We start from the raw sequence: 20,230 nt of genomic DNA, 5'->3' as shown, positions 1-20,230 counted from the left end.
ATGACGGACATCAGCACCATCATCAAGCTCACCGCTGCCGAGATCGCCGCGAAGATCGCTGCGGGCGAGCTCACGGCCGTCGAGGTCACCGAGGCCCACCTGGCCCGGATCGAGGCCGTCGACGAGAAGGTCCACGCCTTCCTGCACATCGACCGTGAGGGCGCGCTCGCACAGGCCCGCGCGGTCGACGCCAAGAAGGCGGCCGGCGAGAAGCTCGGCCCGCTGGCCGGCGTCCCGCTCGCGCTGAAGGACATCTTCACCACCGAGGACATGCCGACCACCGTCGGTTCGAAGATCCTCGAGGGCTGGGTCCCGCCGTACGACGCGACCGTCACCAAGCGCCTGAAGGCCGCCGACGTCGTCATCCTCGGCAAGACCAACATGGACGAGTTCGCCATGGGGTCCTCCACCGAGAACAGCGCCTACGGCCCGACCGGCAACCCGTGGGACCTCACCCGCATCCCGGGCGGCTCCGGCGGCGGCTCGTCGGCGGCCCTCGCGTCGTTCGAGGCCCCGCTCGCCATCGGCACGGACACCGGCGGCTCCATCCGCCAGCCCGCCGCCGTCACCGGCACCGTCGGCGTCAAGCCCACCTACGGCGGCGTCTCCCGCTACGGCATGGTGGCCTTCTCGTCCTCCCTCGACCAGGGCGGGCCCTGCGCCCGCACGGTCCTGGACGCGGCCCTGCTGCACGAGGCCATCGCCGGACACGACCCGCTCGACTCGACCTCGATCGACGCCCCGGTCCCGCCGGTCGTCGAGGCCGCGCGCAACGGCTCCGTAGAGGGCATGCGCGTCGGTGTCGTGAAGCAGTTCTCGGGCGAGGGCTACCAGGCCGGTGTGGTCCAGCGCTTCAACGAGTCGGTCGAGCTGCTGAAGTCGCTCGGCGCCACCGTCGTCGAGCTCGACTGCCCGTCCTTCGACCTCGGCCTCTCGGCGTACTACCTCATCGCGCCGTCCGAGTGCTCCTCGAACCTCGCCCGCTTCGACGCCATGCGTTACGGCCTGCGGGTCGGCGACGACGGCACGAAGTCCGCGGAGGACGTCACCGCGCTCACCCGCGAGGCCGGCTTCGGTGACGAGGTCAAGCGCCGCATCATCCTCGGTACGTACGCGCTGAGCTCCGGCTACTACGACGCGTACTACGGCTCCGCGCAGAAGGTCCGCACGCTGATCACGCGGGACTTCGAGAAGGCGTTCGAGCAGGTGGACGTCATCGTCTCGCCGACGACGCCCACCACCGCCTTCCCGATCGGCGAGCGTGCCGACGACCCGATGGCGATGTACCTCGCGGACCTGTGCACCATTCCGACCAACCTGGCCGGCAACGCCGCCATGTCGCTGCCCTGCGGCCTGGCGCCGGAGGACGGCCTGCCGGTCGGGCTGCAGATCATCGCCCCCGCCATGAAGGACGACCGGCTGTACAAGGTCGGAGCCGCCGTCGAGGCCGCCTTCGTGGAAAGGTGGGGGCACCCGCTGCTTGAGGAGGCTCCGTCGCTATGAGCGCAATGGCTAAGAAGGCCAAGAACTTCAAGAAGTCCAAGACCGGCGCGTACGTGTCCATGGGCACCACCGCCTTCGGCGCGCTGAGCGTGTTCAAGCAGGTGAAGATGGCCCGCCAGGACAACGACACGCTGCGTCTGATCGACGCCGCCGTATCCGCCGCCGCGATCGTGACCGGACTCGCCATCCTTTACCGCGAGCTCAAGCGTCTCGGCGACGACGACGTCCTGCTGGGCTGAGAGGGAAAGTTTCAGTGACTGTCATTGACCTGGAGTCGTACGAGGACGCCCTCGCGACGTACGACCCCGTCATGGGCCTCGAAGTCCATGTCGAGCTCGGCACCAAGACCAAGATGTTCTGCGGCTGCTCCACCGAGCTCAAGCAGGACGCCAACTCGCAGACCTGCCCGGTCTGCCTCGGCCTGCCCGGCGCACTGCCGGTCGTGAACGAGATCGGCGTCGAGTCCGCCATCAAGATCGGACTCGCGCTGAACTGCGAGATCGCCGAGTGGTGCCGTTTCGCCCGGAAGAACTACTTCTATCCGGACATGCCGAAGAACTTCCAGACCTCCCAGTACGACGAGCCGATCGCCTTCGACGGCTATCTGGACGTCCAGCTGGAGGACGGGGAGATCTTCCGGGTGCAGATCGAGCGCGCCCACATGGAGGAGGACACCGGCAAGTCGACGCACGTCGGCGGTGCCACCGGCCGCATCCACGGCGCGTCCCACTCCCTGCTCGACTACAACCGCGCGGGCATCCCGCTCATTGAGATCGTCACCAAGCCGATCGAGGGAGCGGGCGCACGCGCCCCCGAGGTCGCCAAGGCGTACGTCGCCGAGCTCCGCGAGCTCATCAAGGCGCTGGGCGTCTCGGAGGCCCGCATGGAGATGGGGCAGATGCGCTGCGACGTGAACCTGTCGCTGCGCCCCCACGGCCGAGAGGCGTTCGGTACCCGCTCGGAGACGAAGAACGTGAACTCGCTGCGTTCCGTCGAGCGGGCCGCCCGCTTCGAGATCCAGCGTCACGCCGCGGTGCTGAACTCGGGCGGCACGATCGTGCAGGAGACCCGGCACTTCCATGAGGAGGACGGCTCCACCACGGCCGGCCGCATCAAGGACAACGCCGAGGACTACCGCTACTTCCCCGAGCCCGACCTGGTGCCGGTCGCTCCGGCCCGGGAGTGGGTCGAGGAGCTCCGCAAGGGGCTGCCCGAGCTGCCGCGGCTGCGCCGCGCACGGCTCAAGGAGGAGTGGGGTGTCTCCGAGCACGACATGCAGTCCATCCTCAACGCGGGCGCGGTCGACCTGATCGTCGCCACGACCGAGGCGGGCGCCCCGTCGGACCAGGCCCGCAAGTGGTGGATGGGCGAGCTCGCCCGTAACGCCAACGAGACCGGCCGCGGTCTCGACGAGCTGGGTGTCACCCCCGCGCAGGTCGCCAGGGTCGCTGAGCTAGTCACCTCCGGCGATCTCAACGACAAGCTGGCCCGTCAGGTCCTGGAGGGCGTCCTCGCGGGCGAGGGCGACCCGGACACCGTCGTCGAGAAGCGCGGCCTGAAGGTCGTCTCCGACGAGGGCGCGCTGTCCACAGCCGTGGACGAGGCGATCGCGGGCAACGCCGCCATCGCGGACAAGATCCGCGGCGGCAAGGTCGCTGCCGCCGGTGCGCTCGTCGGCGCCGTCATGAAGGCCACCCGTGGCCAGGCGGACGCCGCCCGGGTTCGTGAGCTGATCCTGGAGAAGCTGGGCGTCGAGGGCTGAGTCTCCCGCACGACCGCGAAGGGGCGGTGCATCCGGTTCTCCACCGTGTGTACCGCCCCTTCCCGCATTCGGGTTCCGGGCGCACGGCTGCTTCCAGCCGGTGTGAGCGCGTCGACGGGTGCCGCGACCGCTGCCGCGCCGCTCGCGCGCCCCGCCGTACGGCGGTGCTTATGTCGCTCATGTGTGGATCCAACCCATGTGAGTAAGGCCACGAAACGGGCAAATGATCACAGTTGGCTGTCAGAGTGACGGTTCTCAAGGTCATGCGTTCTCACGCGGACGGTTCTGCCCGAACCTCCGGGGAGACCACGAACCCGCAGGGAGTACGTCCCTTGGCTGCCATCGCCCGCTGGTGTGTCACGCACCGCCTCCTCGCCGTCCTCATCTGGCTGCTCACTCTCGGCGGAACAGCGGCCGCGGCGGGATTCGCGGGTTCCGCCTACTCCAACGACTACGAGGCTCCCGGCACCGAGTCCGGGCGGGCGGCCGAGCTGCTGAAGAACGGCTTCACGGATCTCGGCGGCGACACCGACACGATCGTCTGGCACACCGACGACTCCACCGTGCGGGCCGCCGACGTCACGCAGAAGATGACCGCCACCCTGCACGCCGTCGAGCGGCTGCCGGGTGTGGGGGCCGTCAGCGGGCCGTACGCGGACCCCGGTTCCGGGCAGATCAGCCCGGACGGACACACCGCCTACGCCACCGTCACCTTCGACCGGCAGGCGGACGACGTGCCGGTCGGCCAGGCCAAGGCGGTCGTCGACACCGCGAAGGCCGCCGCGGGCGATCACCTCCAGGTCGAGCTGGGCGGCTCCGCGATAGCCCTCACCGAAGCGCCGGCCGCGCACCTCAGCGAGGCCGTCGGGGTGGTCGTCGCCGCCGTCGTGCTCTTCCTCGCCTTCGGCTCACTCGCCGCCAGCCTGCTGCCCATCGCCACCGCTCTCGTCTCGGTCGGCACGGCGTACGCCGGCATCGTGCTGCTCGGCCACCTGATGACCGTCGCCGACTTCGCCCCCATGCTGGGCATGCTGATTGGTCTCGGCGTAGGGATCGACTACGCGCTCTTCATCGTCACCCGGCACCGCAGAGGGCTGCGGCGCGGCATGACCGTACCCGAGGCGGCGCAGCACGCCGTCGCGACGACCGGCCGGGCCGTCGTCTTCGCCGGGGCCACCGTCTGCATCGCGCTCCTCGGCATGCTGATCCTGCGGCTGAGCTTCCTCAACGGCGTCGCCATCGCCGCCTCCCTCACCGTCGTCCTGACCGTCGCGGCGTCCGTGACGCTGCTGCCCGCCCTGCTGTCCTTCATCGGCATGCGGGCGCTGAACCGGCGCGAGCGCAGACGGCTGGCCGAGCGCGGCCCGCAGCCGGAGCCGGCCACGGGCTTCGCGGCCCGCTGGTCCGCCTTCGTGGAGCGGCATCCCAAGCTGCTCGGCGGCCTCGCCGCCGCCGTGATGCTGCTCCTCGCGCTCCCCACCTTCTCGCTCCACCTGGGCAGCTCCGACCAGGGCAACAACGCGCGGTCCTCGACGACCCGGCAGGCGTACGACCTGCTGGGGCAAGGATTCGGTCCTGGTGTCAACGGTCCTCTGACCGTCGCCGCGCACCTGGACGGCGCCGACGACCGGCTCGCCATGGACACCCTGCCGGCGACGCTGCGTGCGACCGAAGGGGTCGCGTGGGCCTACCCGGTGACGTACAACTCCAGCGCCGACACCGCGTACGTCACGGTCGTCCCGGACTCCGCCCCGCAGTCCCGGCAGACGAGTGAGCTCGTCGACCGGCTGCGCACGGACGTCCTGCCCAAGGCGTCCGAGAACACCTCACTCCAGGCCCATGTGGGCGGTGTGACGGCGAGCTACGACGACTTCGCCCAGATCATCATCGGCAAGCTTCCGCTCTTCATCGGCGTCGTCGTGGGACTCGGCTGTCTGCTCCTGCTGGTGGCCTTCAGGTCGGTCGGCATCCCGCTGAAGGCGGCGGTGATGAACGTGGCGGCGGTGGCCTCCTCGTTCGGTGTCGTCGTCGCGGTCTTCCAGTGGGGCTGGGGGAGCGAACTGCTCGGGCTGGGCAGCGCGGGGCCCATCGAGCCCTTCCTTCCGGTGATCATGGTGTCCGTGCTCTTCGGCCTCTCGATGGACTACCAGGTGTTCCTGGTCGGCCGGATGTACGAGGAGTGGCTGGAGACGGGCGACAACCGTCGGGCGGTCAGGGTCGGTCTCGCCGAGACCAGCCGGGTGATCAACTCGGCTGCCGTGATCATGATTTCGGTCTTCCTCGCCTTCGTGCTGAGCGGCGACCGGGTCATCGCGATGTTCGGCATCGCCCTGGCCGCGGCCGTGGCCCTGGACGCCTTCGTCCTGCGCACCCTGCTGGTCCCCGCCCTGATGCACCTGCTGGGCGGCGCCAACTGGTGGCTGCCCGGGTGGCTCGACCGGCGCTTGCCTCGTATCAGCATCGAACCGCCCGACTGCGGGGCGCCACGGCCGAAGATCCCGGCGGCGTACGGGGGCGGGAACGAGAGCGACGAGGCCGCGGCGGCCGCTCAGCGCGTGCACTGATCCGGGCCGGGAGGCCCGGTCGGAGCTCGGGACGGTCAGCCGGTCCGGTGCAGGATCGCCTCGCGCAGTGAACGTACGGAGGAGGCCGCCGATGCGCGGTCCAGGCCCGTTTCGTAGAGGACGACGGTGGCGATGCTGCCCTTGTCGGCCCATGAGCAGGCAGTGCTGTCGCCGGGCAGAGCAGCGAAGGTGACGCACCTCAGACGGCCGCCGAGCCGGCCCGGGTCGGCGTCCCAGGCGCTCATGGGGCGAGCCGGGAGCCACCTCCCACAGCCGTGCCACCAGACCGGGGCCGCGGCCGTGACGGGCAGGGCGGTCGAAGGGATCGCTGCGCAGGCACAGTTCGGCGTAACCGGCGAGCAGACCGAGATCGTCGGGGAAGGCGGCCAGACCGCGCCGGTAGACCGTATCGGCCCGGTCGTCGTGATCGTCCTCTTCCTCGGCGGCATGGGCACGGGCCAGCACGGCGTAGAGGGCAGCGCTCGGACCGAACCGCTCCAGAGCCTCCTCCGCACCGACCCTGGCATCGGCGAGCCGTCCGGCGAGCAGAGCCGCCTCGGCGTGTGCTGTCGCTGTTTCCGGCTCGCCCGCCACGGGACGCACCGGATCGGCCGCTGTGCTGTCGTGCATGTGTCCCCACCCCTGGTGAACAGGCCGATACGTCATCGGCAGCGCGTCACCATCGCCTGCGTCCCGGCCGCCGGTCAACCGACGACTCAGGGGCGATCCAGCAGGTCAGAGCCCGGGTGGTGGTGCGGAAACCTCTACGAGGCCGCCGGCGGTTCCGGAGGTGGCGCCGGCCGCGTCGGATGTGAGAACGCCTCGGACGGCGATCAGGAGGACCGCATCGCGCAACCGGGACGGGTGCGTTAAGAGGGCTCTCATCTGCGGCACCTAGCGTGCGGTGCATGAACCCCACGACTCCCACCACTCCAGCAGCTCCCGTCGCCGAGGGCGAGGGCGACGGAGACAGGACGAAGAAGACGCTCACCGACACCGCTGCGAAGGAAGCCGCGGAACAGCACATCGACGAGGCGGGCCGGGGGGCCGGAACATTCCAGGACCGTGAGGTGCCCGCCGACGCGGAACCGGATCCGGCACAGGACCTCGGCCCTGATGCGGAGTTCTCCAAGGACGAGGACGAGGACGAGGAGGAGAACGGGAAGGAGTCCTCCGGCCTCGCCACCGCCGCGGCGGCCGTCGTCTCCGTCGGGCTCGGCATCGTGTCGCTCACCGGAGCCTGGAGCGGCCGGGTCGCCGCCGAGCGCGAGACGTTGATCGGGCAGATGAAGACCTCGTCCGGCGGGTCCGCCGCACAGCAGATCTCCGAGATCTACGGCGACGCCTGGCACGCCACCGCACTGGTCAACGGCCTCTTCGGCCTGCTCGCACTGCTCGTCGGCCTCTACGTCCTGGTCCGTCCGGCGTTCGGTGCCCCGTCCGCGCACCCGCAGCCGGGCTGGATCCGAGCGGTCGCCAAGGGGGGAATCGCCCTGGGCGTCCTGGGCGTGCTGATCGCCGTGTGCATGTACTTCGACCTCATCGTCGCCCTGCCGACGGCGCCCGCGACGGCTGGTTAGAGCAGGGCCGGGCCGGCTGCGGAGCTCACGGCCCTTCTGTACGTCGTCTCGCCCTGCGGTCTAAGGCGTGCGCGGGCCCGCCGGCCGGGCCCGTGCGGCGGCGTAAGTCCTTCCCTAAGGCCCCCGGCCGTCACAGATGCGGCACTCGCCCGATGCGGCGGCACCCCCTGGGGGACGAGAGTGGTGGCACGGCAGAAGCACTGCCACCACCGAGGCCCAACGGGCCCGTCCTCAGGGGGAATCACATGTACGAGCTGGAACTCCACAAGATCATGGCCGCCGAACTCGTCCGCCGTGCGGCCGACGAACGCCTCCTGCGGGAGGCCCGCCGTGCCCGCCGGGAGGCCCGCAGGTTCGCACGCCAGGAGCGCGAGAGGACGGTGAGTGCGGACAGGGAACGGGCACGGTTCGCACACGCCGCATAAGGGACCGACGACGGTGGCTGTCCGGCTTCCGCAGCCTGCGGTGTCGATGCCGTGTGCGATGCTCGGCGACGTGGAGACCAGGTCAGTCAGTCCCGTATTCGTCGGCCGCACAGGTGAACTCACCGCGCTCACCGACGCACTCGCCCGCGCCACCGCCGCCGGCGCCGGCCCGGCCGGCGGTGGCGGCGAGCCGCAGGCGCTGCTCGTCGGCGGCGAGGCCGGGGTCGGCAAGACCCGCCTGGTCGAGGAGTTCCTCGCGGTGGCGGTCCGCCGCGAGGCCGTCGTCGCCGTCGGCGGCTGCGTGGAGATCGGGGCGGACGGCCTGCCCTACGCCCCGTTCTCCACCGCCCTGCGCGCCCTGCGCCGCACCCTGCCGGAGGAGATGGCCGCGGCCTGCGCGGGCCAGGAGGGCGAACTGGCCCGACTCCTTCCGGAACTCGGCGAGGCCGGCCGGGACGCGGCCGACGAACACGGCACCGCGCGCCTCTTCGAACTCACCGCCAGGCTGCTGGAACGCATCTCCGCGGACCGCACCGTCGTGCTCGTCCTGGAGGATTTGCACTGGGCCGACTCCTCCACCAGGCACCTGCTCGCCTACCTCTTCCGCACGCTGCGCAGCGGCCGCCTCGTCGTCGTCGGCACCTACCGGGCCGACGACATCCACCGCCGCCACCCGCTGCGCCCCCTGCTGGCCGAACTGGACCGGCTGCGTACCGTGCGCCGCATCGAGCTCGCCCGGTTCAACCGGGCCGAGGTCCGCCGCCAGCTCACAGGCATCCTCGCAGGTACCCCCGAACCCGCCCTGGTGGACGAGATATTCGAGCGCTCCGACGGCAACGCCTTCTTCGTCGAGGAGCTCGCCTGCAGTCTGGAGTGCGGTGACGGCGCCGGGCTGCCCGGCTCCCTGCGCGATCTCCTCCTCGTTCGCGTCGAGGCGCTCTCCGACGACGCCCAGAAGGTCGCCCGCATCATCGCCGAAGGCGGCTCCGCGGTCGAGTACGAACTGCTCGCCGCCGTCGCCGGCCTCGCCGAGGACGAGCTCATCGAGGCCCTGCGGGGAGCCGTCGGCGCCAATCTGCTGCTCACCACCCCGGAGGGCAACGGCTACCGCTTCCGGCACTCCCTGGTCCGCGAAGCCGTCAGCGACGACCTGCTCCCGGGCGAGCGCTCCCGGCTCAACCGCCGCTACGCCCAGGCGCTGGAGGCCGAACCCACCCTCGTCCGCGACGGGGAACGCGCCACGCGCCTGGCCAGCTACTGGTACGGGGCGCACGACCCCTCCAAGGCCCTGCCCGCCGTGCTGAAAGCCTCGGTCGAAGCACGCCACCGCAACGCGTACGCCGAGCAACTACGTCTGCTGGAGCGCGCGCTGGAGCTGTGGGACGACACGCCCCAAGCGATACGCGGCACGCTTCGCCCCATCGACTACGCCGAGGTGTACCCGGCCTGCGGCCGCGACGGCTCGCACCCGCTGAGCCATCTGGACCTGATGGCCGAAGCCACCGTCGCGGCGCGCTTCGGCGGCGAGCGCGAACGGGCCCTCACCTTCTGCAAGAAGGCCCTGCGCATCCTGGAGGGCGAGGACGACGCCCTGCGCGCCGCCTGGTTCTGGGTGCAGCGCTCCCGACTGGTCCAGGACCTCGCCCGGGGCGACGGCTGGGAGGAACTGGCCACGGCCGAGGAGCTGGTCCGGGGCCTGCCCCCGTCCGCCGTGCACGCGGACGTCCTGACGAGCGTGGCCGGCTGGGGCGCCCTGCACCGGCCCGGCGCCGAGACCCTGGCCGCCGCCGAACGGGCCGTGGAGTACGCGCGGTTGGTCGGCGACGAGTACATCGAGCTGCACGCCCGGCTCACCCGCGGCTGGCTGACCGCCGATGCCGGAGCCGTTGACGAGGGCATCGCCGAGATGTACGCCGTCCGTGACCGGGCCGACGAGCTCGGGCTCGTCGGCATCATGGGCCGCGCCGGCATCAACTTGCCGTCCATCCTCGAAGGGATGGGCCGCTCCCTGGACGCGGTGGCCGCCGCCGACCACAGCATCGAGGTCTGCCACAGCCACGGTGTCGCGGACATGGAGGCCTGGGCCCGCACCAACCAGGCGATGTCGTTGTTCTCCCTCGGCCGCTGGGACGAGGCCCTCGCCACGACCGAGGCCGCTTCCCGCAAGGCGCTCTCCCGCAAGTCCCAGGGACTGGTCGCCGCACGCCGCACGGAAGTGGCACTGGCACGCGGCGACCTTGCCGAAGCCGAACGGCAACTCGCGCTGACCAGGAGGAGCTTCGGATCCAGCGATCCGCAGCCGCAGCACTTCATCAACATCGTCCGCCACACCATCACCATCGCCGTCCAGCAGGGGAACCTGCCCGAGGCACGGGCCGCCTTCGAGGCCCAGGCGGCGGAGGGCTTCCCGACCGGAACCCAGCGGTACGCCTTCCCGATGCTGCACATCGTCGCGGCGGCGGAGGCCGACGCCCGGGGGCTGCCCGCCACCGAACCGGGCAGGCCGGCCATCCTCGAACTCGTGCGCAGTCACCTCAAGCGGCTGCCGGCGCTGGTCCCCGTATGGGCTGCCTACCAAGTGCTGATCGATGCCGAACTGGCCCGGGCCGAAGGCCTCGACACCCCGGGCCACTGGGCCGGCGCCGCCCAGGTCTTCGCGCCGCTGCAGCGTCCCTACGAACTGGCGCAGATCCGCCATCGCTGGGCGGAGGCCCTGCTCATCGCCTCCGGCGACCGGGCCGCGGCCACCGCGCTGCTGCGCGACGCGCATGGCACCGCCCGGCGTCTGGGGGCGCGCCCGCTGGCCGGGACCATCGAGCTGCTGGCGGGCCGCGCCCGTATCACCCTCACCGATCCCGAAGCCGCTCACGGCTCGACGCGGGGCTCCGACGCGATCCCCGTGGTCCTGACCGTCCCGGACCACGGCGACGGCCCCGCGGGGCCGGACCACTCCGAGGAACAGCTACGGGCGGCGGCGGCCGCCGCGGTGGAGTCCTTCGGGCTGACCCCGCGCGAGCAGGACGTGCACCGGCTCGTGGCCGCCGGCCACACCAACCGCAGGATCGCCGAGGAGCTCTACATCTCACCCAAGACCGCGAGCGTGCACGTGTCGAACATCCTGGCCAAGCTCGGCGTCACCGGCCGCGGAGAAGCAGCCGCGCTCGCCCACCGGCTGCGGCTGTACCCGATGCCGAAGGACTCGTAGAACCGCGGTCACACTGCCGCCCCGGCCGGGGTCAGCCGCCGTCGCCCCCGCCGCCCGCACCCATCCCATCGCCGGCGGATCCGCCGCCCTCGCCGCCGGTGGTGTCACCGGCGTCCGTGTCGCCGCGGTCCCCGTCCGTCTCCCCGGGGTCCCCGTCCTCGTCACGGCGACGGATCACGACCTTCCCCGAGGTCAGGTCGATGGGGCCGCGTGCGGGGTCGCCGACGCCGAGGTCCACCCGGGTCAGCTCCAGCCGCTTCTGCTCCTCGGCGGCGTGCTTGCGACCGGGTGCGAAGAGTTCCTCGAAGAAGTTGAACACTGGCCGCGCACCCTTTCGCCTGCTGGAGGGCCTGTTTCGAAAGTAGCGTCGTCCGCCCGGAGAGCGGGGCCCGCGGCGTCCGGTGCGGTGCCTCGCAAGGCGGAGGGTCGTCCTCGTACGGGGCGTATGTGGACGATGCCGACAACACGGCGAGGCGCCGTGCCAGGCGTCGCGGGCCGGACGGGACTTTCGAGACGGGCCCTAGCGCACCTCGACCACCAGGATCCTGTCGTCACCCGCCTTCGGGGTGCCGCGGGTGTCCGTCTCGCTCGTCACGAGCCAGAGCTTGTTGCCGCCTGCCGCGAGCACGGTGCGCAGACGGCCGTACTTCCCTTCCAGGAACGACTGGGGGGCCGCCAGAGGTTCCTTGTCCGCCGTACCGGACAGCGGAATCCGCCAGAGCCGCTCGCCCCGCAGTCCTGCCATCCAGATCGAACCCTTGACGAAGGCGATACCGCTCGGGGACGCCTCCGACGTCTTCCACTGTGCCACGGGGTCGATGAAACCGGCCTCGCCCGCCTTGCCCTCGACCTCCGGCCAGCCGTAGTTCCCGCCCGGCACGATCCGGTTCAGCTCGTCCCATGTGTCCTGGCCGAACTCGGCCGCCCACAGCTGCTTGTGCCCGTCCCAGGCCAGACCCTGCACATTGCGGTGACCGTACGAATACACCACGGAGTCGGCCTCCGGGTTGCCGTGCAGCGGCTCACCGTCCGGGGTCATCCGCAGGATCTTGCCGGCCAGCGACTTCTTGTCCTGTGCGAGGCCGTCGTCCCCCGTCTCGCCCGTGCCCGCGTACAGCATGCGGTCGGGGCCGAAGGCGATCCGGCCGCCGTTGTGGATGGAGCCCTTGGGGATGCCCCGCAGGATCGTGTCCGGGGCGCCCAGCAGCTGGCCGGGGTTCGTCCCGTTCTCGTCGTAGAGCATGCGGGCGATGCGGTTGTCCGAAGCGGTGGTGAAGTACGCGTACACCAGGTGGTCCGTGCCGTAATCGGGGGAGACGGCGATGCCCAGCAGCCCGCCCTCGCCCGCCGGCGCCACCCCCGGCACGGTGCCCAGCAGCGTCTTCTTCCCGTTCTTCGCGTCGATCCGGGTGATCGTCCCCTTGTCACGCGAGGACACCAGCAGATCGCCGTCAGGCAGCTCCGCGAGGCCCCAGGGCGAGTCCAGGCCCTCCGTGAGGGTCGACACCACCTTCACCGAGCCCTTCGCGGGCGGCAGACCGGCGGCGGGGCGCGAGGCCGACGGCGACGTGGACGGCGAGGCCGCCCGGCCCGACGGGGACGGGGGTGAGCCGGCCGGTGAGCTAGCCCCCTGGCCCGCGGTGCTCTCGACGCCCTCCTGCGAGGAGCACCCCGCGGTGAGGATCAGGGCGCCGGCCGCCAGCACGGCCACCGCGGCCTGCCGCGCGCCACGACCGCTCCCGTGGGGCGTCGTGAAACGCCCCACCGGCTCCCGCACAGATCCGAACCTCGCACCGCGCACAGCACCGACCCCTTCGACGACCACCTGTCCCCTGTTCTTACACCGCGGCCGCGTCCAGGGTTCCCGAAGCTCCCGGACTTTCTCGCTCGGCGATCAAACTTCACACGCCGGTTCCGGTGCACGGGCGTTCGGTTCGCGGCACTCAGTCCCACGACACCCGCGGGGCCGGAAGCCGGTCGATCTCGTCGAGGTCCTGGGCCGTGAGCGTCAGCCCGGCCGCTCCCGCGTTCTCGACGGCCCACCGTGCCTGCTTGGTCCCCGGCACCGGAACCACCTGGGGCCCCTGTCGCAGCACCCAGGCCAGCGCGACCTGTGCCGGTGTCGCCCCGTACCGCTCCGCGACCCGCCGCAGTCCCACCACCACCGGCTGGTTCGCGGCCATCATCTCGGCGGTGAACCGCGGATGCCTGGCCCGCAGATCCTCCGGCTCGAAGCCCTGCCCCGGAGTGAGCGTCCCCGTCAGATAGCCGCTGCCCAGGGGCATCGCGGCCAGCACTCCGACCCCGCGCGCCGCACACCACGGCACCAGCGCCTCCAGCGCCTGCGGGGACCATACGGAGAGTTCCGCCTGCACCGCGCTCACCGGAAAGACCTGCTGGACCCGCTCCAGCTGCCGGATCGTTTCGTCGTGCGTCCGCGCGCCCCGCCTGCGGGCGGCCCTGGCACCGACCGCACACAGCCCGAGCGCCCGCACCTTGCCCGCGCTCACCAGCTCCGCCATCGCGCCCCAGGTCTCTTCGACGGGCACCTCGGGGTCGGCCCGGTGGAGCTGGTACAGATCGATCACATCCGTCTGCAACCGCCGCAGCGAGGCATCGCAGGCCCGCCGCACATAACCGGGGCGGCCGTTGGCCACGATGTGTTGATCGCCCACCAGCAGCCCGCACTTGGTGGAGAGGAACGCCTGCTCACGACGCCCCTTCAACGCCCGCCCCACCAGATGCTCATTGGTGAACGGCCCGTACATGTCGGCGGTGTCGAGCAGGTCGACACCCGCGTCGAGGGCCGCGTGCACCGCGCGCAACGCCTCGTCACCACGCTGCCGCGAGGCGCTGTACGCCCAGCTCATCGGCATGCAGCCGAGGCCGACCGCACCCACGGCGAGCGCCGCCGCACCGAGACTTCTGCGCTCCAACTCCCCGAACCCTCCCTCGCACCGCACCCCCAAAGCTAACCTCTGCGCCCCGCCAGGCTTCGCATAGCCTCCTGACCATGACTTCCACCACGCATTCCACCGATGTCCCTGACGTATGGCTGCCCTTCGAGGCCACTGAGATCGAGGGGCTTCCCGAGGGTCTCAACTACCGATTCTGGGACGGCGGGCAGGACTTCCCCGCCGACCCCGCACACTGCGCCTTCTACGTCGTGCCCTACATGAAGGGGCCCGCGGTCGCGGTCCGTCCGCTCGGGGGCATGAGCGGGGTCCAGGTCGTGCAGACGCTCTCCGCGGGCATCGACCATGTGGAGCCGGGCCTCGGGCTGTTGCCCTCGGGCGTACGGCTGTGCAACGCCAAGGGCGTCCACGAGGCCTCCACGGCGGAGCTCACCCTCGCGCTGATCCTCGCCTCGCTGCGCGGGTTCCCCGGTTTCGTGCACGGCCAGGACAAGGAGGAGTGGCGGTCCGGCTTCTACCCGGCGCTCGCCGACAAGTCCGTGCTGATCGTCGGTTACGGATCGATCGGCTCCGCCATCGAGGACCGGCTCGCGCCCTTCGAGTGCGCGCGGGTGGCGCGCGTCGCGCGCTCCGCCCGGACAACCGCACGCGGGCCCGTACACACACTCGACGACCTGCCCGCCCTGCTGCCCGAGGCCGAGATCGTCATTCTGTCCACTCCGCTGAACCCCTCCACACAGGGGCTGGTCGGCGCGGACTTCCTCGCGGCGATGCCGGACGGGGCACTGCTGGTGAACGTGGCACGCGGCGGAGTCGTCGACACCAAGGCCCTGTTGACCGAGCTCGAGTCCGGCCGACTGCGCGCCGCCCTTGACGTGACCGACCCGGAACCGCTCCCTTCCGGCCATCCCCTCTGGCATGCTCCGAACGTCCTCATCACTCCGCATGTCGGCGGCAGCACCTCGGCGTTCCTGCCGCGGGCCAAGCGCCTGCTGGCCGGACAGCTCAGCCGCTTCGCCGCGGGGGAGCCGGTGCGCAACCTCGTACGCACCACAGGGTGAACACGCTACGGGCACGTTCCGTACCGCTCCGTGTCGACAACTCGGCAGGTCGTCACGGAGAGTAGAGGGACTATGGCCCTGCGTGACGAGTCTGGTGTATCGTCCCGAAAGGGGGCCTGCGCCGTGGAAGGGGCGGTGCCGGGGAGGAAGCCACACGCGAGGGGGCGACGGGCGATGTACGGCCGATGGGCGAACGATCCGACACGGCAGGGCGGCCGACGGCTGCCGGCGGCGCGACCGGTGCGCAGGCGTCGCAGCCGTCCGGCGACGTCGGGGGCACCTCGGTGAGCGCCCCGGCGAGCGCCCGCGGGGCATTCCCCGCCCGTCGGGAGGCCGTGGACCGGGCGCCCGCGATGGTCCCCCGCTTCATCCTCGGCCTCGTCTGCACGGGATACGCCGTCGGCGCGGCCGCGGGCTGGGGCTCGGAGCGACTCGCGCTGTTCATGGGGGACTTCGGCCTGAGCGCGGCCGCCCTGATCGCCGCCGTCTCCTGCTTCCTGTACGCGCGCTCCGCGGACAACAGGTTCCGGCCCGCCTGGCTGCTGTTCTCGCTCTCCTCCCTGATGGCGGCGGCGGGCAACGCGGTATGGGGCTGGTACGAGTTCGTGCGACGGGTCGAGGTGCCCAGCCCCTCCCCGGCCGACCTCTTCTTCCTCTGCTTCGCGCCGCCGGCCATCGTCGGACTGCTCGTCCTCGCCAAGCGTCCGGTCACGCGGGCCGGCTGGCTCTGCCTGGTCCTCGACTCCTGGCTGATCGGCGGATCGCTCCTCACGCTCTCCTGGAGCCTCGCGCTCGCCCACACCGCCCACGTGGCGGACGTCGAGGGCGCCAGCGTGGCCCGCGCGGCGCTCTCGCTGGCCTATCCACTGCTCGACATCGTGCTGGTCTCCATGGTGCTCGCACTGCACTTCCGGCGCTCCAGCGTGAACCGTGCCGCGGTGAACACCGCCATCGCCGCCCTGGCCCTGACCGTGCTGTGCGACGCGCTCTTCACCTCGCCGCTGCTGCGCCAGACCTATCAGTCCGGCCAGTTGCTCGACGCCGGCTGGTTCGCCGGATCGCTCCTCCTCGCGTACGCCCCCTGGGGCGTCGCCCGGGACGAGGACGACACCGGCCCGCAGCGCCTCGCACCCCGCACCGCCAGCCGCCCCATCTCGGGCTCGCTGGCCGCACTGACCCCGTACCTCGCCGCGGCGGTCTGCACCCTCGGCATCCTCTACAACGTCATCGAGGGCCGCCGGGTGGACCGCGTCGTGGTCTTCACTGGGTGCACGGTGGTGCTCGCGCTGGTTGTCCGGCAGGGCATCATGCTCGTCGACAACATCGCCCTCACCCAGGAACTGGCCCAGAAGGAGAACCACTTCCGCTCCCTGGTGCAGGGCTCCAGCGACGTCATCATGATCGCCGCCCCGACCGGCATACTCCGCTACGTCAGCCCCGCCGCCGCCGGTGTCTACGGACGCGAGGCGGACGACCTCATCGGTGCCGAGCTCTCCTCGATCATCCATCCCGAGGACCTCGGCCGGGTGGTCCACGAGGTGCGGCGGTTCCTCGCGGCCCCGCCCGGCGAGGAGCCCACCACCCGCATCGAGTGCCGCTTCCGGTCCGGTACGGGCGAATGGCTGAACGTCGAGTCCACCGTGAACCGTCACCAGGGCGGCCTGATCCTCAACAGTCGTGACGTGACCGAACGGGTGCGTCTGCAGGCCCAGTTGCAGCACAACGCGGAGCACGACCCGCTCACCGACCTGCCCAACCGGGCACTCTTCACGGACCGGGTCCGCCGGGCCCTCGGCGGCCGCCGCGCGGGCGACGCGGGGACCGCCGTGCTCTTCATCGACCTGGACGGCTTCAAGGCGGCCAACGACCGGCTCGGCCACCAGGCCGGCGACGAGCTCCTGGTCCAGGCCGCCCGCCGGCTCCAGGAGTCGGTCCGGGCGGGGGACACCGCGGCCCGGCTCGGCGGGGACGAGTTCGCCGCGCTCATCGTCGGCGACGGCGGACGCGACCAGGCCTCCCGCGAGTACCAGGTCCACGAGATCGCCGACCGGCTGCGCCTCACGCTCTCCCAGCCGTACCGCATCGGCGACGGCGAAGTCCGGGTCACCGCCTCCATCGGGGTCGCCTTCGCCGAGCCCGGCATCACCCCCAACGACCTCATGCGCAACGCCGACCTGGCCATGTACCGCGCCAAGGGCGGCGGCAAGGACCGTGTAGAGCTGTACGCCCCGCAGATGCAGGCAGAGGTGGTGCGCCGCTCCGAGCTGGCGGCCCGGCTGCGCACCGCCCTGCGCGACGGCGAGTTCGCGCTACTGCACCAGCCCGTGATCCATCTGGCCAGCGGCACCGTCGCCGCCGTCGCCGCACAGGCCCGCTGGCGCTCCGCCCAGGGCATCCTCTTCACGCCCGCCGAGTTCCTGCGCGTGGCCGAGGACAGCGACCGCACGGCGGAGCTGGGCCGCTGGCTCCTCGAAGAGGCCGTCGAGCAGGCCGCCGACCGGGCCAGGGCCGGTCACCACGTCTCCGTCGCTGTCCGGCTGTCCGCCCGCAGGCTGCTCGACAAGGGGCTGCCGTTCGGTTCGGTCGAGGCACTCCTCACGCGATACGGGCTGCCGTCCGGGGCCCTGATGATCGAAGTCGCCGACAGTGACCCCCGGGTCTCGTTCGACGAGCTGGAACAGCGGCTGGTCGCCCTGCGCCGCCTCGGTGTACGGATCGCACTGGACGGCTTCGGCAGCGGCTATGCCGCGATCAACGCCCTGCGCCGACTCCCCATCGACGTGCTGAAACTGGACCGCGGTCTGGTCGAGGGCGTCGTCGAGTCCGCCCGGCTGCACAAGATCACCAGCGGGCTGCTGCGGATCGCCTGCGACCTCGGCATGCAGTCCGTGGCGGATGGTGTCGACGTCCCCGAACAGGTCCTCGCGCTGCGCGCCATGGGCTGTACACACGGCCAGGGCATGGCCTTCTCCGGAGCGCTGGACGAGTACCGGCTGCGCCGCGCCCTGGTGCGCGGCGCGTTCCCCGTACCCGGCAGTCCGGCCGTCCAGCCGGTCCTCGCGGGCGGCTCGATTCCCCTGCTCACCGGCTCACATGGTGAGACGGCCGTCCCACCCACTTGACACGTCGAGTGCGTCGGAGAGAGGGTCAATGCCATGCGCACCCGAATTCTCGTACTTGGAAAGCGCGTCGGCTGAAGCAGGGTTCCTCGATGAAACTCTGTAGACCGCACCGACGCGCTCCCCTCGCTTGCCTCACGGCACGAGGGGTTTTTTGTTGCACCGGCACCAGTCAAACCATCGCAAAACACTCGCAAAAACCCTCAGCTTCGAGAAGAGAATGCCGATGACCGAGCAGGCCACCGGGGCCCACCATCCCCAGCCGCGGGCCCGTAACGGCGGATCGTCGTCCGCCACCGTTGAGCACGTCACGGGTGCGCAGTCCCTCATCCGCTCCCTCGAGGAGGTGGGGGCCGACACGGTATTCGGCATTCCCGGCGGCGCCATCCTTCCGGCGTACGACCCGATGATGGACTCGAAGCGGGTCCGCCACGTCCTGGTCCGCCACGAGCAGGGCGCCGGCCACGCCGCCACCGGCTACGCGCAGGCCACCGGCAAGGTCGGCGTCTGCATGGCCACCTCCGGCCCCGGCGCCACCAACCTGGTCACCCCGATCGCCGACGCGTACCTGGACTCGGTGCCGATCGTCGCGATCACCGGGCAGGTGGCGTCCGCCGCCATCGGCACCGACGCGTTCCAGGAAGCCGACATCTGCGGCATCACGATGCCGGTCACCAAGCACAACTTCCTCGTCACCAAGGCCGAGGACATCCCGCACACGATCGCCGAGGCCTTCCACATCGCCGCCTCCGGCCGTCCGGGACCCGTCCTGGTCGACATCGCCAAGGACGCGCTCCAGGCGAAGACCACCTTCAGCTGGCCGCCGGTGATGGACCTGCCGGGCTACCGCCCGGTGACCAAGCCGCACGCCAAGCAGATCCGTGAGGCCGCCAAGCTCATCACCCAGGCCAAGCGCCCGGTGCTGTACGTGGGCGGCGGCGTCATGAAGGCCGGGGCCACCACCGAACTCAAGGTGCTGGCCGAGCTCACCGGGGCGCCCGTCACCACCACACTGATGGCGCTCGGCTCCTTCCCCGACAGCCACCCGCTGCACGTGGGAATGCCCGGAATGCACGGTGCGGTCACCGCCGTCACCGCGCTGCAGAAGGCCGACCTGATCGTCGCCCTCGGCGCCCGGTTCGACGACCGGGTCACCGGCAAGCTGGACAGCTTCGCCCCGTACGCCAAGATCGTCCACGCCGACATCGACCCGGCGGAGATCGGCAAGAACCGTGCCGCGGACGTCCCGATCGTCGGGGACGCCCGCGAGGTCATCGCCGATCTCGTGCAGGCGGTCCAGGTCGAGCACACCGAGGGCCACACCGGCGACTACGCCGCCTGGTGGAAGGACCTCAACCGGTGGCGCGACACCTACCCGGTCGGCTACGACCTGCCGGAGGACGGCAGCCTCTCGCCGCAACAGGTCATCCAGCGCGTCGGTGAACTCGCCCCGCCGGACACGATCTTCGCCGCGGGTGTCGGCCAGCACCAGATGTGGGCCTCCCACTTCATCCAGTACGAGCAGCCCGCCACCTGGCTGAACTCCGGCGGCGCGGGCACGATGGGCTACGCGGTCCCGGCCGCGATGGGCGCCAAGGCCGGCATGCCGGACCGCACGGTCTGGGCGATCGACGGCGACGGCTGCTTCCAGATGACCAATCAGGAGCTCACCACCTGCGCGCTCAACAACATCCCGATCAAGGTCGCCATCATCAACAACGGTGCCCTCGGGATGGTCCGCCAGTGGCAGACCCTGTTCTACAACCAGCGTTACTCCAACACCGTGCTGCACTCCGGCGCCGACACGGACGGCAACGCGGCCAAGGGCACCCGGGTGCCGGACTTCGTCAAGCTGTCGGAAGCCATGGGCTGCCACGCGATCCGCTGCGAGGACCCGGCCGACCTGGACAAGGTCATCGCCGAGGCGAACGCGATCAACGACCGCCCGGTCGTCATCGACTTCATCGTCCACGAGGACGCCATGGTGTGGCCGATGGTCGCCGCCGGCACCTCCAACGACGAGGTCATGGCAGCCCGCGGTGTCCGCCCCGACTTCGGCGACAACGAAGACGACTGAGAGACAGAGAGAGACCGAC

14 protein-coding genes are annotated in these 20,230 nt (G+C 71.1%); 10 read left to right on the top strand and 4 right to left on the bottom strand.

Annotation, left to right across the window (positions count from 1 at the left end):
- From gatA to OG538_RS10205, 4 genes are all read left to right on the top strand, one after another.
- The gene (gene gatA, locus OG538_RS10220; protein WP_406092263.1) at positions 1-1,503 is read left to right on the top strand and encodes an Asp-tRNA(Asn)/Glu-tRNA(Gln) amidotransferase subunit GatA; all 1,503 of its coding nucleotides are present in this window, start codon (positions 1-3) and stop codon (positions 1,501-1,503) included.
- Complete coding sequence (locus tag OG538_RS10215) at positions 1,500-1,742, top strand: hypothetical protein (protein WP_148020961.1); 243 nt, start codon at positions 1,500-1,502, stop codon at positions 1,740-1,742. The genes gatA and OG538_RS10215 overlap by 4 nt, the downstream gene beginning before the upstream one ends.
- 14 nt (positions 1,743-1,756) lie before the next feature.
- Positions 1,757-3,265, top strand: a complete 1,509-nt coding sequence (gene gatB, locus OG538_RS10210) for an Asp-tRNA(Asn)/Glu-tRNA(Gln) amidotransferase subunit GatB (RefSeq protein ID WP_406092261.1) — start codon at positions 1,757-1,759, stop codon at positions 3,263-3,265.
- 332 nt (positions 3,266-3,597) lie between these two features.
- Complete coding sequence (locus tag OG538_RS10205; RefSeq protein ID WP_406092259.1) at positions 3,598-5,829, top strand: MMPL family transporter; 2,232 nt, start codon at positions 3,598-3,600, stop codon at positions 5,827-5,829.
- 35 nt (positions 5,830-5,864) lie between these two features.
- On the opposite strand, the gene OG538_RS10200 is transcribed toward OG538_RS10205, so the two are convergent.
- Positions 5,865-6,074: a hypothetical protein gene (locus OG538_RS10200; protein ID WP_406092257.1), complete on the bottom strand. Its 210-nt coding sequence runs from the start codon at positions 6,072-6,074 to the stop codon at positions 5,865-5,867.
- A gap of 663 nt (positions 6,075-6,737) precedes the next feature.
- Here OG538_RS10200 and OG538_RS10195 point away from each other — a divergent pair.
- The 3 genes from OG538_RS10195 to OG538_RS10185 all read left to right on the top strand — a co-directional run bounded on the left by OG538_RS10195 (position 6,738) and on the right by OG538_RS10185 (position 11,039).
- The gene (locus OG538_RS10195; RefSeq protein WP_406092255.1) at positions 6,738-7,409 is read left to right on the top strand and encodes a hypothetical protein; all 672 of its coding nucleotides are present in this window, start codon (positions 6,738-6,740) and stop codon (positions 7,407-7,409) included.
- A 245-nt stretch (positions 7,410-7,654) separates the two neighbouring features.
- Positions 7,655-7,834, top strand: a complete 180-nt coding sequence (locus tag OG538_RS10190) for a hypothetical protein (protein ID WP_406092253.1) — start codon at positions 7,655-7,657, stop codon at positions 7,832-7,834.
- A gap of 58 nt (positions 7,835-7,892) precedes the next feature.
- The gene (locus OG538_RS10185) at positions 7,893-11,039 is read left to right on the top strand and encodes an AAA family ATPase (RefSeq protein WP_406100047.1); all 3,147 of its coding nucleotides are present in this window, start codon (positions 7,893-7,895) and stop codon (positions 11,037-11,039) included.
- Between the two features lie 31 nt (positions 11,040-11,070).
- Here the strand turns inward: OG538_RS10185 and OG538_RS10180 are convergent, their stop codons facing one another.
- The 3 genes from OG538_RS10180 to OG538_RS10170 all read right to left on the bottom strand — a co-directional run bounded on the left by OG538_RS10180 (position 11,071) and on the right by OG538_RS10170 (position 13,975).
- Positions 11,071-11,358: a DUF6191 domain-containing protein gene (locus tag OG538_RS10180; protein ID WP_406092251.1), complete on the bottom strand. Its 288-nt coding sequence runs from the start codon at positions 11,356-11,358 to the stop codon at positions 11,071-11,073.
- Between the two features lie 201 nt (positions 11,359-11,559).
- Positions 11,560-12,804 (bottom strand): PQQ-dependent sugar dehydrogenase, encoded by a 1,245-nt coding sequence (locus OG538_RS10175; protein WP_406092249.1) that lies wholly within the window; start codon positions 12,802-12,804, stop codon positions 11,560-11,562.
- A gap of 178 nt (positions 12,805-12,982) precedes the next feature.
- Positions 12,983-13,975, bottom strand: a complete 993-nt coding sequence (locus OG538_RS10170) for an aldo/keto reductase (protein ID WP_406092247.1) — start codon at positions 13,973-13,975, stop codon at positions 12,983-12,985.
- 77 nt (positions 13,976-14,052) lie between these two features.
- Between OG538_RS10170 and OG538_RS10165 the strand changes: the two genes are divergently transcribed.
- The 3 genes from OG538_RS10165 (at position 14,053) to OG538_RS10155 (ending at position 20,211) form a co-directional block, all read left to right on the top strand.
- On the top strand, positions 14,053-15,015 hold the full coding sequence (locus tag OG538_RS10165; protein WP_406092245.1) for a 2-hydroxyacid dehydrogenase: 963 nt from the start codon (positions 14,053-14,055) through the stop codon (positions 15,013-15,015).
- 353 nt (positions 15,016-15,368) lie between these two features.
- The gene (locus OG538_RS10160; RefSeq protein ID WP_406100046.1) at positions 15,369-18,137 is read left to right on the top strand and encodes a putative bifunctional diguanylate cyclase/phosphodiesterase; all 2,769 of its coding nucleotides are present in this window, start codon (positions 15,369-15,371) and stop codon (positions 18,135-18,137) included.
- 217 nt (positions 18,138-18,354) lie between these two features.
- Positions 18,355-20,211, top strand: coding sequence for an acetolactate synthase large subunit (locus tag OG538_RS10155; protein WP_406092243.1), 1,857 nt, complete (start codon positions 18,355-18,357; stop codon positions 20,209-20,211).
- Positions 20,212-20,230: the final 19 nt, after the last annotated feature.

The organism is Streptomyces sp. NBC_01013, assembly GCF_045162765.1.
In the GTDB taxonomy this organism is placed as follows: Bacteria; Actinomycetota; Actinomycetes; order Streptomycetales; family Streptomycetaceae; genus Streptomyces.
This window is presented reverse-complemented; position numbering and strand designations above follow the sequence as displayed.

Excerpts from the sequence above, each read along its gene's own strand:
- gatA (WP_406092263.1), top strand. The coding sequence starts at position 1 with ATGACGGACATCAGCACCATCATCAAGCTCACCGCTGCCGAGATCGCC.
- OG538_RS10215 (WP_148020961.1), top strand. The coding sequence starts at position 1,500 with ATGAGCGCAATGGCTAAGAAGGCCAAGAACTTCAAGAAGTCCAAGACC.
- OG538_RS10200 (WP_406092257.1), bottom strand. The coding sequence starts at position 6,074 with ATGAGCGCCTGGGACGCCGACCCGGGCCGGCTCGGCGGCCGTCTGAGG.
- OG538_RS10195 (WP_406092255.1), top strand. The coding sequence starts at position 6,738 with ATGAACCCCACGACTCCCACCACTCCAGCAGCTCCCGTCGCCGAGGGC.
- OG538_RS10190 (WP_406092253.1), top strand. The coding sequence starts at position 7,655 with ATGTACGAGCTGGAACTCCACAAGATCATGGCCGCCGAACTCGTCCGC.
- OG538_RS10185 (WP_406100047.1), top strand. The coding sequence starts at position 7,893 with ATGCTCGGCGACGTGGAGACCAGGTCAGTCAGTCCCGTATTCGTCGGC.
- OG538_RS10165 (WP_406092245.1), top strand. The coding sequence starts at position 14,053 with ATGACTTCCACCACGCATTCCACCGATGTCCCTGACGTATGGCTGCCC.
- OG538_RS10160 (WP_406100046.1), top strand. The coding sequence starts at position 15,369 with ATGGTCCCCCGCTTCATCCTCGGCCTCGTCTGCACGGGATACGCCGTC.
- OG538_RS10155 (WP_406092243.1), top strand. The coding sequence starts at position 18,355 with ATGCCGATGACCGAGCAGGCCACCGGGGCCCACCATCCCCAGCCGCGG.